Here is a 14,196-nt window from a genome sequence, read left to right as displayed (position 1 = left end):
TTTTGTATTGAGCATACAGGGGCTTTTTTAGTATACTCGTTAATGGAATATGAATAGGAAAGGGAATCTGTCTATGACAACTCAACTACAGCACTTAACATTGCCGGAAGATATACAACAAAAGCTTTTATCATATAAAGAGCAGCCTATTTCCCCGGAGTTTCAATCGCTTATAGGAACATCAGGCTATGAGGCGGAGGATGAAGCCATTTTATTTGACGCCATTATTGCATTAGCCATGGGGAAAAATGTCCTGCTGAAAGGGCCTACAGGTTCAGGAAAAACAAAGTTGGCAGAAACATTGTCCAGCTATTTTCATAAACCGATGCACAGCGTCAACTGTTCAGTCGACTTGGACGCTGAGGCATTGGTCGGTTATAAAACGATTGAAAATCAATCTGGCCAGGCGACAATCGAGTTTGTTTCAGGACCTGTTACAAAGGCAATGAAGGAAGGCCATTTTCTTTATATAGATGAAATCAATATGGCGAAGCCGGAAACACTGCCTATTTTAAACGGTGTATTAGATTACAGAAAAATGATGACAAATCCGTTTACAGGCGAGGTCATACGGGCTAAAAGCGGTTTCGGAGTCATTGCAGCCATCAATGAAGGCTATGTCGGAACTGTTCCTCTGAATGAAGCGTTGAAAAACCGTTTTGTCATCATTGATGTGCCTTATATTAAAGGCGAGCTGCTGAAACAAGTGCTCATGTCTCAGTCAGCCCTGAAAGACGAGAAATTGATTGACAGATTTATCACGCTTTCCTCTGACTTGATCGTTCAGGCCAATAACGGACAGGTGTCTGAAGAAGCGGCGTCCATCAGAGCTTTAATCGATACATGTGATTTAGCTGCTTATATTCCGCCGCGTCGTGCCATTGAGCGGGGAATTGTAGAAAAGCTTGATGATGATCGGGAAAAAGCGGCCGTCCGAAATATTGCAGAAACTCTGTTTGAATGAGGGGGCTGCGATGAAATTTATCAAATTTAACGACAGCACGATTGATTCATTTTTATTTATGATGCTGACTGATTTGGCCAAAACACTCACCAAGAGTGAAGCGGTAGAAGTGGAGTATGGCGTTCAGTCCTATTACAATCCATTCGAAAAGAAAATCTATATGAGCCACTTTTGGAAAGACAGGGCAGCTGAGGACATGGAAGCGGGTCTGAAAAGCGACGTCTACCTGCGTTCAGTCGGAACAAGATATAGCTCGCTGCATGAGTTTGCGAACTTTTTGAATGATACCCATCGTCATCTCACCTTTAAAAGTTTTGCCAAGCAGCTCTTTATGCTGCTTGAAGACATTAGGATCGAAGAATGCATCAAACGTGAGCGTCCGGGTACGAAACATGTATTTGCGAAGCGAAAAGACATGTACAGAAAACATTTCTCAACCCAGCTGACCTTAAATTTGGAACGAAGCATTTTTACCGATGCGCTCTTTTGCGCGATCTATGTCAAGCTCACAGCGAAATCGCCGCTCGAGACCCTTCCATCCATGCGTGAAGATATCGATCTGATGCGCCCGTTTATTGAGCAGCAGCTCTTGCGTGTGTATGAAGCAGATTCGACACGGCAGGTTCTGAAAATTGTTGAGGACCTCATGGACGGACTTGAAGAGGTACTCGATAAAGACATGTTAAACACCTACTTCTTTTTGCCTGAGCTTGATTACGCAAAAGCTGCAGAACAGCCGTTATTTGAAGAAGAGAAAAAAGCGCCGAAGCTGAGTGATGACATCACGCTTCCAAAACAATCAGACGGTGATGAGGATATCCATGAAGAAGAAATGCCGACATGGCACCGGGAAACTGAAGCACCGTCTAAAAGCTTCCTTCAATTTGATATTGAACACGGCGCAAAATCAGATTTAGGAAAAGATGCTTCAAGGGAAGGCGACGACGGAGATCAGGCCCTTGGCTCTGTTCAAGGATCAGCCAGACAAACGAAACGGAAAGACTATTCCAAGCTGGAAGCGCTGGAGTCCCAAAAAGACCAGCCGAACGGAGCGGGTATGGCTGACGGCAAAGAAAATAAATATGCATTTCCAATTTATAAAGAACCGCAGCCGGCAACCAGTGAAGAAGAGCTTTCTTATAAACAGCAGGCAAAAACGATTGAATCGTATCAAAAGCGTTTAAAACAAATGATTCAAAAAACGCTGGAGCATAAAAAAACATTGCCGAGAACAGACCTTCATGCCGGGAGACTGAACAATAAGCTTCTTCGTTACTTCACTGAGCGAAATCCGCGCCTGTTCTACAAAAAGCAAGAACCATCTTCAGAAATCGACGCAGTTTTTACATTGCTGGTCGATTGTTCAGCCAGCATGTTCGACAAAATGGACGAAACAAAACGAGGAATCGTGCTGTTTCACGAAGCGTTGAAATCGGTAGCGGTTCCGCATCAGATTGTCGGTTTTTGGGAGGACACAAATGATGCAACCGAAACAAGCCAGCCAAACTATTTCAATACGGTTATTCCCTTCCAATCATCATTAAGACAAGAGTCTGGACCGGCCATTATGCAGCTTGAGCCAGAGGAAGATAACCGTGACGGGTACGCAATTAGGCAGATGACGAAAAAAATGCTGCATCGCAGCGAGGCGCAAAAGTTCTTAATTGTTTTCTCAGATGGAGAGCCGGCCGCATTTGGCTACGAACAAAATGGGATCGTTGATACAAGTGAGGCGGTTATCGAAGCCCGAAAAAGAGGAATAGAAGTGATAAATGTTTTTCTCTCCAACTCAGAAATAGAAGAATCGCAAATGAAGACGATCCAGGATATGTACGGAAAATTCAGTATATTTGTCCCGGATGTTGATCAGCTACCGGATGTTTTGTATCCGCTGCTGAAAAAACTGCTTCATAAAAGCATAGGATAGCCCTTAATCCTATGCTTTTTGGCGTTTGTTTTTTCGAATGATTAAATTTTTTGTTTTTTATAAAGGTTTTTTACTATTTTGTGAACAATCAAGGTAGAATCAAATTGCAAACAGTGGTAAAATATCGTTGGAAGCGTTTTTATTACATAATTTTGGACACAGCGTTCGAAAGTTATTTCAAGATAGTGAATCAATCACTTGATTATTTAAGTTGGGGGTAATATTCAAATGTTTCAAAATAGTATGAAACAACGAATGAATTGGGAAGATTTTTACGGTCCGAACCTCGGCTATGCGCTGGAGCTTTACGATCAGTATACCCAGGATCCGAACAGCATTGACCCGGATTTGAAGGAAATGTTCGACGAGCTCGGTGCTCCGCCAAGCGATATAAAAGAGGCCTCGGGAACAAAAGAAAAGGGACGTGTTACAGCCGATCTGATTCAAAAGATCGCATCCGCAGTCAGACTTGCAGAAGATATCCGAACCTATGGCCATTTGAACGCTTCCGTCAATCCGCTCAGAAAGGATGAGAAAAAGAGCGAACTTTTTCCATTATCCGATTACGGGCTAACAGAAGAGGAAATAAAAGCAATACCTGCGTCTGTCATCTGCAAAGACGCTCCTAAAAACATTACGAACGGTTTAGAAGCCATTCAGTATTTACGAAATACGTATAAAAGAACCATCTCTTTTGAATTTGACCATGTGCATGACTTCAAAGAGCGCGAGTGGCTGACAAGAAAGATTGAATCTGGCGAGCTGTTCCAGAAGAACTCAGCTGAAAAACTGTCAGCTGTGCTGGAAAGACTGACTGAAGTAGAGGGCTTCGAGCAGTTTTTGCACCGCACATTCGTCGGGCAGAAGCGCTTTTCCATTGAGGGTCTGGACGCTCTTGTTCCAGTGCTTGATGACATTATTGCACAATCTGTCAAATCAGGTACGACAAGCGTCAACATCGGGATGGCGCACAGGGGACGCCTGAATGTCTTGGCACATGTGCTCGGCAAACCGTATGAAATCATCTTCTCTGAATTCCAGCATGCGCCGAATAAAGATCTTGTCCCGTCTGAGGGATCAATTGGAATCAGCTACGGATGGACAGGGGATGTCAAATACCATTTGGGGGCGAATCGGGAGCTTCAAGACGCTGAAACAAAATCAGCGCGCATTACGTTAGCGAACAATCCGAGCCACTTGGAATTTATCAATCCGATTGTTGAAGGCAGCACAAGAGCAGCACAGGAAACGCGAACACAAAGCGGATACCCGGTACAAGATGAAACAAAATCGCTTGCCATTTTAATCCATGGAGACGCTGCATTCCCTGGGGAAGGAATTGTAGCTGAAACATTGAATTTAAGCTCTTTAAAAGGGTATCAAGTAGGTGGTGCGATTCATATTATCGCCAATAACATGATCGGATTTACAACAGAAAGCGCTGAATCCAGATCGACAAAATATGCCAGCGACCTGGCCAAGGGTTATGAAATTCCGATTGTTCACGTGAATGCGGACGATCCTGAAGCTTGTCTTTCAGCTGTTAAGTTTGCGGTCGAATACCGAAAAACATTCAACAAGGATTTTCTGATTGATTTGATCGGGTACAGACGCTATGGACACAACGAAATGGATGAACCATCAACCACTCAGCCAATGCTGTATGATGCTGTCAGAAAGCATCCGACCGTCAAACAAATTTTCGCTGAAAAGCTGGTAAAAGAAGGCGTGCTTACCGAGGAAGTCGTTCAAAACATCGAAAAATCGGTAACGAAGCGCATTGAGGATGCATATCAGAAAGTTCCGTCTAAAAAGGAACACACTGCTTGTGAAATTGAACTTCCAGAGCCTGTATCAAACGGTTTCCCAGATGTGGACACTTCGATTGATTTTGATGTGCTCCGCAAGCTGAATGGCGAATTGATCAACTGGCCGGAGTCATTTAATGTTTTCGGCAAGCTAAAGCGCATTTTAGAAAGACGCGCCAAGGCGTTCGATGATGACAGAAAAGTGGAATGGTCTTTGGCAGAATCACTCGCGTTTGCTTCAATTTTGAAAGACGGAACACCGATTCGTTTAACAGGACAGGATTCCGAGCGCGGAACGTTCGCCCAAAGAAACCTTGTGCTTCATGACAGTGAGACGGGCAAAGAATTTGTGCCGCTTCATCACTTATCTGACTGCAGCACATCATTTGCTGTTCATAACAGCCCGCTGTCTGAAGGATCGGTTCTCGGTTTTGAATACGGCTATAACGTGCATTCACCGGAAACGCTTGTTTTGTGGGAAGCACAGTATGGAGATTTTGCCAACGCTGCTCAAGTGTATTTTGACCAATTTATTTCTGCCGGACGCGCGAAATGGGGCCAAAAATCCGGATTAGTCATGCTGCTCCCGCACGGTTACGAGGGACAGGGGCCTGAGCACTCAAGCGGAAGAATCGAGCGATTCCTGCAGCTTGCAGCGGAAAACAACTGGACGGTTGCCAACCTGACAAGCGCGGCACAGTATTTCCATATTTTAAGAAGACAGGCTAAAATGCTGCTTCGTGAAGAAATCAGACCGCTCGTCATTATGACGCCGAAGAGCCTTCTTCGCAACCCAAATACGGTGTCGGAAGTGCAGGAGCTCAGCGAAAGCCGCTTTCAGCCTGTTTATGAACAGTCGGGACTTTCTCATGACTATGAAAAAGTAACCAGACTTGTATTATCCAGCGGTAAAGTGTCTATAGACATCAGTGATCATTTTAATAAGTTAGAAGACGGTAAAGAGTGGCTTCACATTGCGAGAATCGAACAGCTGTATCCATTCCCGGCAAAAGGAGTCAAAGAATTATTTGCAAAACTTCCGAACCTGAAAGAAATCGTTTGGGTGCAGGAAGAGCCGCAGAACATGGGGGCTTGGGGTTATATCAGCCCGTATTTGACAGAGATTGCACCAGAGGGAGTAAGCGTTCAATATATTGGTCGAAGAAGACGATCCAGCCCTGCAGAGGGAGATCCGACAGTTCATAAAAAAGAACAGGAACGTATTGTATCTGATAGCTTGACTCGCAAAAACTAAGGGGGAAATGAAAAAATGGCGGAAATTAAGGTACCTGAATTAGCAGAATCAATCTCAGAAGGAACAATAGCCCAATGGTTAAAGCAGCCTGGTGACTATGTAGAACAGGGTGAATATCTGCTTGAACTAGAAACGGATAAAGTGAATGTTGAATTGACAGCAGAAGAATCGGGTGTACTTCAAGAGGTATTGAAAGATTCGGGTGATACCGTCCAGGTCGGAGAAATTATCGGTACGATTTCAGAAGGCGCGGGTGAAAGTTCTGCCCCTGCTCCTACAGAGAAAGCAGAAAGCAAGGAAAGCGTAAAAGAAGAGAAACAGGCTGAACCAGCTGCACAAGAGGTGAGCGAGGAAGCACAATCTGAAGCAAAATCAAGAACGATCGCTTCTCCGTCGGCCCGTAAGCTTGCGAGAGAAAAAGGAATTGACCTGTCTCAAGTTCCAACTGGAGATCCGCTTGGAAGAGTGCGCAAGCAGGATGTCGAAGCGTACGAAAAACCGGCATCAAAACCGGCTCCTCAGCAAAAGCAGCAGCCTCAGGCTCAAAAAGCACAGCAAAGCTTTGAAAAACCTGTTGAAGTGCAAAAAATGTCACGCCGCAGACAAACGATTGCAAAACGCCTTGTAGAGGTACAGCAAACATCAGCGATGCTGACCACATTTAATGAAGTGGACATGACGGCTGTCATGAATCTCAGAAAACGCCGCAAAGATCAATTCTTTGAGCAAAATGAAGTGAAGCTCGGCTTTATGTCTTTCTTCACGAAAGCGGTCGTCGCTGCATTGAAAAAATATCCGCTGTTGAATGCAGAAATTCAAGGCGATGAGTTGATCGTTAAAAAATTCTACGATATCGGAATCGCTGTTGCGGCTGATGAAGGCCTTGTCGTTCCGGTTGTGCGGGATGCGGATCGCCTGACATTTGCAGGAATCGAAAAAGAGATCGGCGAGCTTGCGAAAAAAGCAAGAAACAATAAATTAACCCTTAGTGAGCTTCAGGGAGGCTCCTTCACGATTACAAACGGAGGGACTTTCGGTTCATTGATGTCAACTCCAATTTTAAACAGCCCGCAAGTCGGTATACTGGGCATGCATAAGATTCAGCTGCGTCCTGTAGCCATTGATGAAGAGCGTTTCGAAAACCGTCCGATGATGTATATCGCTTTATCTTATGATCACCGAATTGTAGACGGTAAAGAAGCGGTTGGTTTCCTCGTGACAATCAAAAATTTACTGGAAGATCCTGAACAGCTTTTATTAGAAGGATAATAAAAAGGGTACATCACGATAAAGTGATGTACCTTTTTTGATGCATATTTAAAGTGATGGATTGCTGCTTTTGGATCCAGCTTGTTTCTTTTTTACTTTTTTTGACCAATATGTTGCAAGCATAGAACCTGAAAGGTTATGCCACACACTGAATATTGCGCTTGGTACGGCAGATAGCGGTGAGAAATGAGCCGTGGCAAGTGCAGCCCCAAGTCCGGAGTTTTGCATGCCGACTTCGATTGCGATCGCTTTTTGAGACGGGTAATCCATTTTTAAAAGCTTTGCACAAAGAAACCCAAGTAAATAACCGATACCGTTATGCAGGATAACAACTGAAAAAATGAGCAACCCCGATTGAAGCAGATTTTCCCGATTGCCGCTGACGACAGCTGAGACAATCGCAACGATGCCAATGACAGAAACAAGAGGAAGAGCATGTACGGCTTTTGCCACTTGTTTTCTGAAAAACATTTTGACAATCAGACCTGCAATGATCGGAAATAAAACCGCCTGTAAGATTGAGATAAACAAAGACCCCGGCGAGACAGGAAGCCATTCTTTGGCAAACAGCATAATCAACAACGGTGTTACAACAGGTGCCAATAAGGTAGAAATTGTCGTAACCGCAACAGAAAGGGCAGTATTTCCTTTTGCTAAGAATGTCATAACATTAGATGCAGTTCCCCCGGGACAGCAGCCGACAAGTATAACACCAACTGCGATTTCAGCTGGAAGATGAAGCCCAAATGCGAGGCCGAAAGCAACGAGCGGCATGATCGTATACTGAGCTATTACTCCAATAATAACTTGCCAAGGCTTTCTGACTAGCTCTTTGAAATCATCGGCTTGCAGTGTAAGGCCCATCCCAAACATGATAATGCCAAGAAAAATCGTAATATAAGAACTGATCCACGTAAATAAAGATGGGAAAGAAAATCCCAGCACTGCAAAAACAATGACCCATATGCCAAAGGTTTGTCCTGCAAAATGACTTATTTTTCTAATGATGTCCATAAAAACACTCCTAACACACTTATCAAGAACTTCAGCAGAAATTCTTACAAATTTCATAACATTCTCTTATTATAAATAATTTTCTGAATAATTCAATATTAGTTTTTGACAGATGTCTATAGATATATGATGTAAACTAATCAAAATGTTCTTGACTATATAGGAAGATATTCTTACAATGAACCTTTATAATGGTTAGATCAAATAGGAGTGATACGGTGAAGGAAGCAAATCAATGGTCTTCGAAGCTCGGCTTTATTTTAGCCGCGGCAGGATCAGCTATCGGGCTTGGTGCGATATGGAAATTCCCATATGTTGCCGGAACCAGCGGAGGAGGCGCATTTTTACTTATTTTTATTTTATTTACGGTTTTAATCGGACTGCCTTTATTGTTAGGTGAATTCATCATAGGCAGAAGAACACAGAAAGATGCCGTTCAGTCCTATAAAACACTTGCTCCAGGAACGAAGTGGCATTGGATCGGTTATTTAGGCATGGTGACGTGCTTTATTCTTCTATCTTTCTACAGTGTCGTCGGCGGATGGATTTTAATTTATATTATAAAAGGCTTCACTGGCGGTTTATCGCAAACATCTGGTTTTGATACGATATTTGCAAGTACCATTTCAAATCCTTATTTGGCTGTAGGAGGCCAGCTGCTCTTTATGGTGGTAACAATTTTAGTTGTTGCAAAAGGGGTAAGCAGCGGAATTGAAAAAGCAAGCCAAGTATTAATGCCGGCGCTTTTTCTATTATTCATCATTTTAATGGTGCGTTCGGTTACACTTGATGGCGCGATGGAAGGAATCAAATTTTTCCTGATGCCTGATTTAACTGCAATTGATGCCAATACCATTTTATATGCAATGGGACAATCCTTTTTCTTATTAAGTGTCGGTGTATCTGTCATGGTAACGTATAGCGCTTATTTAGAGAAACAGGAAAATCTGGTACAGTCCGCTGTATCTGTAACTGTTATGAACATGCTTGTTGCTGTAATGGCCGGAATTGCGATTTTTCCAGCTGTCTTTTCATTCGGCCTCAAACCAGACCAAGGCCCGGTTCTGTTATTTAACGTGCTGCCGACTGTGTTTAATCAAATGCCGTTCGGAATTATCTTTTTATTAGCATTTTTACTTCTATTTTTATTTGCTGCATTGACATCTGCTTTTTCAATGCTGGAAATTTTGGTCGCAGTACTGTCGAAAGGCGATGTCAATAAGAGAAAACGATTCGCTTGGTTAGGCGGAATTGCTATTTTTATTGTCGGTGTGCCGTCTGCATTATCATACGGTGTCTTAAGTGACGTCTCTATATTTCATCTGTCTATTTTTGATGCGGCTGACTATCTTGTGAGCAATATTTTAATGCCGTTAGGTGCGTTACTGATTTCGATTTTTGTTCCGCTAAAAATACCGAAACAGGATTTGTTTGACGAGCTGAAAAGCGGTTCCAATCTCAAACGAAAGTGGTTTGCGGTTTGGCTGCTGCTCATTCGATATCTATCTCCTGTTGCCATCATCATCGTGTTTTTGCATGTGGTAGGGATTTTTTAAAACACGAAGCCCCCGGGGAAAGGGGGCTTTTTTTAATAGAGCTTCCAAACGACTTCTTTTGCCTGCTCAAAACGTTTTTCTGCCTCGCGCCAATCCACGACATTCCACCAGTGGTCGACATAGCTGGCCCGGTCATTTTTATATTGCAAATAGTAGGCATGCTCCCATACGTCAAGCGGTAAAAGGGGGATTACATCCCATTGGCTGAAGAGCTGGTGTTTTTCTGCCGTTAAAATCTCCAGCCGTCCTGATCGAGGTGCCCAGACCAGAATGGCCCAGCCGACGCCTTCCACTTTTTTAGCGGCCTGGGTAAAATGTTCTTTAAAAGCGGAATAGCTTCCAAATGAAAGGTCTATCATTTGGAACAATGCCCCTGTAGGACGCCGTTTTCCGTTTGGATGCATAGAAAACCAAAAAATACTGTGCAAATAATGGCCTGCTCCATGGAACGCAAGCTCTCTTTCCCAATGAGTGATTAAGTCATAATTCTTTGTTGCTCTCGCTTTTTTAAGCTCTGATTCTGCTTTGTTCAGGCCATCGACATAGCTTTGATGATGTTTTGTATGATGAAGGACCATAATATCGCGTGAAATATAAGGTTCTAAGGCGGAGTATTTGTAAGGAAGCTTTGGCAGCACGTGTTTCCCTATAGGGACATATGCGCGTCTTTCACTTGTATCATCTGATTCTGTAATATCCCGGTAAAGGGCAGCGGCCTGTTTATACCAATCTTCTTCTGTTGTTTGGTCATCTTCCAGAGCCTCAATCATCTTGTCGATTTGATCTTCAAACTGGTCAAGCTGTCCTCGCTTTTGAATCTGATCTTTCAGGGCTTCACACCAATTGAACATCTCCGTTTGATAAGATTCACGTTTCATTTGCTGTCTCCTTTTCAATAGAATCTAAATATTTCCCGACAGCCAGCAAAGAGAATACATATGGATAACTGTGATAGCGAATATAAAATTGCTTCGGCAATCCGATCCCTGCTGGATACGCGAGGCTATCGGCGCTATGCGAACTGCTGTCGGTAAGGTATTGCATGCCTTTCACAACAGACGGATGTTCGGAATTTTCATATGTGAGCAAAGCGTCTAAAGCCCAGGCCGTTTGTACAATGGTTCCTCTATGAAGCGGTACATATGTTTTGATTTCGGCGCTTTTGCAGGATTCTCCCCAGCTTCCATCATCATTTTGTATGGATTTGAGCCAACGCAGAGCCTTTTGTATACCGGGATGCTTTCGGTCAACCCCGCATGCATGCATACCAGTAAGGGCAGCCCAAGTGCCGTAAATGTAGCAAACACCCCATCTGCCGTACCAAGACCCATTTTGTTCCTGATGTTCGAAAAGCCACTTCACTGCGCGTTGAATATGTTGATGTTTTTCTGTGAAGCCAACTTTCTCGCCTAAAAAGTGCAGTACACGTCCGGTGAGGTCGGCGGTTGAAGGGTCAACTGCAGCGTCCTCGGCGGATTCAAGCGGCAGAAGGCGGATCAGTGGGTGGTTCACGTTTTTTTCGAAAGCAGAAAATCCGCCGTCATTGTTTTGCATCGATAAAAGCCAAGATACCCCTCGCTCCCATGCTGCAGGAGAATGATTGCGGGGAATCGCTTTTAAAACGGCTGCAGTGTCGTCACAGTCAGGGTTATTTGTATTAATGTTTGAAAACCCCCAGCCGCCAGGAACTGAATTTGGATTTTTGACAGACCAATCTGCTATTTTGGTATGCTGGCGTTCTAGCAAAAAGTCGGCTGCTTTTGTAACAGAGCCATCCGTTTCGGTCACACCATTTTTTTGAAGGGCATAGCTGATTAGAGCTGTATCCCAAACAGTTGATGTAGAGTTTTCCAGATAAGGAATCCCGTTGCATTTAGTCACCAGTGATTTAATGCCGGTAATCGCCCTCCTGATAACAGGGGAATAGCGTGACACACCAAGTGACAGAAGGCTGTAAACCATAAATATGGTTGCGCTCGCATAGCTGTATAATGTTCCATCTTTTTCAATCCGGTCCAGCATATACGTTTTAGCTGTCTGTAGGCCCAGCTGCTGAAAAGCAAATGATGCATGAAAAACGCGTTTCCAATGTGACAAAATAGACGTGAGATCTCTTTCTTCGAAAGCATCAGATCGAAGCCAAGTGAAAGGATTTTTTGTCATGTGCGGATCGAGATGGTGAAGAGATGAAATATTGCGGTTAATAAGGACAAATCGCTGATTGAGTGTTACAGCCATAGGAGCAAAATGAATACGGGCATATGAACTGAACTGATAGAAATGAATCGGCAATGTTGGGGGGAGCGCCATGAGTGATAATGGTAAATACAAAGCAGGCCAAGGATAAAGCCCGTTCGCGGCAAGCATCCATTTTGTCATAAAATGAACATGTCTCAAACCACCATGTGAGATGATAAATTGTTCAGCTTTCTTCATGTGCAGCTCAGATCTGTGAAAACATCCTGAAGCCAGCATCCCGACATATCCTTGGACGGTAGCCGTTAGATTTCCGCGCGTTTCATCGGGATAGTTGATAAATGTGCCGTCTGGCTGCTGTTTTGCATGAATGCCGGCTGCAAGGGATGATATCAGTTCTTTTTCATTTTCGCCTTCATCTAGTGAGGTAAGGAGCAAAATAAAAAAGGAATTTGTCAAGATTGGTCCTTCAAAGCAAAATGTCCATGAACCATCAGCATTTTGCCTGTCTCTTAACTCGGTAATGGTTTTCTTTTGAAAACGCCTCACTTTCTCCTGAAGTGTGCCCATCACGCTCAACTCCTTCAGAAGCATATATATTCAGCGTCTTTTACTGCCATTACAGAAAGAAAAAAACTGCTGGCATGCAGCAGTTTTTTAAACATACATGTTAGTCTTCAAGGTTTATCCATACACTTTTGACTTCTGTGTAATTATCCAAGGCATATGATCCCATTTCTCGTCCGAGTCCTGACTGTTTATAACCGCCAAATGGAGACGCCGCGTCAAACACATTATAGCAGTTCACCCAAACGGTTCCGGCTTGAAGTCGGTCCGCGATATAGTGAGCCTGCTTGACATTCTCTGTCCATAGTCCGGCCGCAAGCCCATATTCTGAATGGTTTGCCCGTTCAATAACTTCATCGACAGTTTCGTACGGAATTGCAGTCAGCACGGGTCCGAAAATTTCTTCTTTTGCGATGGTCATTTCGTCTTCAACATTCGCAAACACAGTCGGTGCGACAAAATATCCTGCTTCAAAAGGACAGCTTCCGCCGGTCACTGCTTTTGCTCCTTCATCTTTTCCTTTTTGAATATAGGAAAGAACGCGCTCATGCTGTTCCTTGCTTACGAGAGGCCCGATTTGAGTATCTTTATGAAGTCCCGCTCCTTGGCGGAGTGACTCAGCATAGGCCGCCATTTCATCAACAACTTCATCATATTGGTCTTTATGAATGAAGACACGTGAGCCCGCACAGCAGACTTGGCCCTGGTTAAACATCACACCGTTTAAAGCGCCCGGGATGGCTTTTTTCAAATTCGCATCCGGCAGAAGAATATTAGGCGATTTTCCGCCCAGCTCCAATGTAACACGCTTAATGCTTTTCGCTGCGGTGGACATGATTTTCTTTCCGATTTCAGTGGAACCGGTAAAGGCAATTTTATCAACCGCTTCGTGGTTCGTCAGCGCTTCTCCCGCATCTTCACCGAATCCTGGGATGATGTTGATTACACCGGCAGGGAAACCGGCTTGGTCAATTAATTCTGCCAAATAAAGAGCTGAAAGCGGTGTTTGTTCAGCCGGTTTGAGGACGATTGTACAGCCTGTTGCAAGTGCCGCGCCCATTTTCCACATCGCCATCAGGAGCGGGAAATTCCATGGAATGATCTGGCCGACGACACCGACAGGCTCATGACGCGTATAATTAAAATAAGCGCCGGAAACCGGAATCGTCTGTCCTGTTATTTTTGTACACCAGCCGGCGTAATAGCGCATATGCTCAATAGCCAGCGGAATATCTCCATTAGTCGTTTCATTGATCGGTTTCCCATTATCAAGTGTTTCAAGCTGAGCAAGCTCAGTTTTATGCTCTTCCATTAAGTCTGCCAGCTTATACATCAGTCTGCTTCTCGAAGCTGGAGACATTGTTCTCCATTCACCTTGGTCAAAGGCTTTCCGGGCAGCTTTAACCGCTTTGTCCACATCCGCAGCCTGGGCTTCATACAGCGTCATCAAGGTTTCGCCAGTCGCCGGGTTTGGAGTGTCAAAGGTTGCCCCTGAGGCACTAGGAACAAACTTTCCGTCAATATAAAGCTTCTTTGTTCCCTGTAAAAATGTCTCCAGCCTTTTCGTCACTTGCATCGTTAAAGAACTCATCCGTAACAAACCTCCAGTCATTTTTTATGGTCTGTTCTGAGATTCTTGG

9 protein-coding genes are annotated in these 14,196 nt (G+C 44.0%); 5 read left to right on the top strand and 4 right to left on the bottom strand.

Annotated features, from left to right (window positions below; genetic code table 11):
• Positions 1 to 49: 49 nt before the first annotated feature.
• From NYE53_RS10490 to odhB, 4 genes are all read left to right on the top strand, one after another.
• On the top strand, positions 50 to 964 hold the full coding sequence (locus NYE53_RS10490; RefSeq protein ID WP_010886530.1) for a MoxR family ATPase: 915 nt from the start codon (positions 50 to 52) through the stop codon (positions 962 to 964).
• A gap of 10 nt (positions 965 to 974) precedes the next feature.
• The gene (locus NYE53_RS10485) at positions 975 to 2,891 is read left to right on the top strand and encodes a nitric oxide reductase activation protein NorD (protein ID WP_327829440.1); all 1,917 of its coding nucleotides are present in this window, start codon (positions 975 to 977) and stop codon (positions 2,889 to 2,891) included.
• A gap of 228 nt (positions 2,892 to 3,119) precedes the next feature.
• Positions 3,120 to 5,954, top strand: a complete 2,835-nt coding sequence (gene sucA, locus NYE53_RS10480; protein ID WP_015483337.1) for a 2-oxoglutarate dehydrogenase E1 component — start codon at positions 3,120 to 3,122, stop codon at positions 5,952 to 5,954.
• Between the two features lie 15 nt (positions 5,955 to 5,969).
• Positions 5,970 to 7,223, top strand: a complete 1,254-nt coding sequence (gene odhB / locus NYE53_RS10475) for a 2-oxoglutarate dehydrogenase complex dihydrolipoyllysine-residue succinyltransferase (protein ID WP_014480026.1) — start codon at positions 5,970 to 5,972, stop codon at positions 7,221 to 7,223.
• Between the two features lie 48 nt (positions 7,224 to 7,271).
• Here the strand turns inward: odhB and NYE53_RS10470 are convergent, their stop codons facing one another.
• Positions 7,272 to 8,237: a bile acid:sodium symporter family protein gene (locus tag NYE53_RS10470; RefSeq protein ID WP_339244645.1), complete on the bottom strand. Its 966-nt coding sequence runs from the start codon at positions 8,235 to 8,237 to the stop codon at positions 7,272 to 7,274.
• Between the two features lie 218 nt (positions 8,238 to 8,455).
• Here NYE53_RS10470 and NYE53_RS10465 point away from each other — a divergent pair, with 218 nt between their 5' ends.
• Entirely contained in the window at positions 8,456 to 9,793 is a 1,338-nt protein-coding gene (locus NYE53_RS10465; RefSeq protein WP_014480024.1) for a sodium-dependent transporter, read from the top strand.
• Between the two features lie 32 nt (positions 9,794 to 9,825).
• Here NYE53_RS10465 and NYE53_RS10460 read toward each other — a convergent pair whose 3' ends face one another.
• From NYE53_RS10460 to dhaS, 3 genes are all read right to left on the bottom strand, one after another.
• A complete protein-coding gene (locus NYE53_RS10460) occupies positions 9,826 to 10,671 on the bottom strand; it encodes a superoxide dismutase (protein WP_015251901.1) in 846 nt (281 codons plus the stop codon).
• Complete coding sequence (gene sqhC, locus NYE53_RS10455; RefSeq protein ID WP_339244642.1) at positions 10,661 to 12,559, bottom strand: sporulenol synthase; 1,899 nt, start codon at positions 12,557 to 12,559, stop codon at positions 10,661 to 10,663. Before sqhC ends, NYE53_RS10460 begins: the two co-directional genes overlap by 11 nt.
• A 100-nt stretch (positions 12,560 to 12,659) precedes the next feature.
• Entirely contained in the window at positions 12,660 to 14,147 is a 1,488-nt protein-coding gene (dhaS, locus tag NYE53_RS10450) for an aldehyde dehydrogenase DhaS (RefSeq protein ID WP_339244639.1), read from the bottom strand.
• Positions 14,148 to 14,196 lie beyond the last annotated feature (49 nt).

The sequence above is a fragment of the Bacillus sp. FSL R5-0523 genome (genome assembly GCF_037975295.1).
Lineage (GTDB): Bacteria > Bacillota > Bacilli > Bacillales > Bacillaceae > Bacillus > Bacillus subtilis.
Note: the sequence above shows the minus strand (reverse complement) of the source record. Positions and strands in the feature narration are given on the sequence as shown.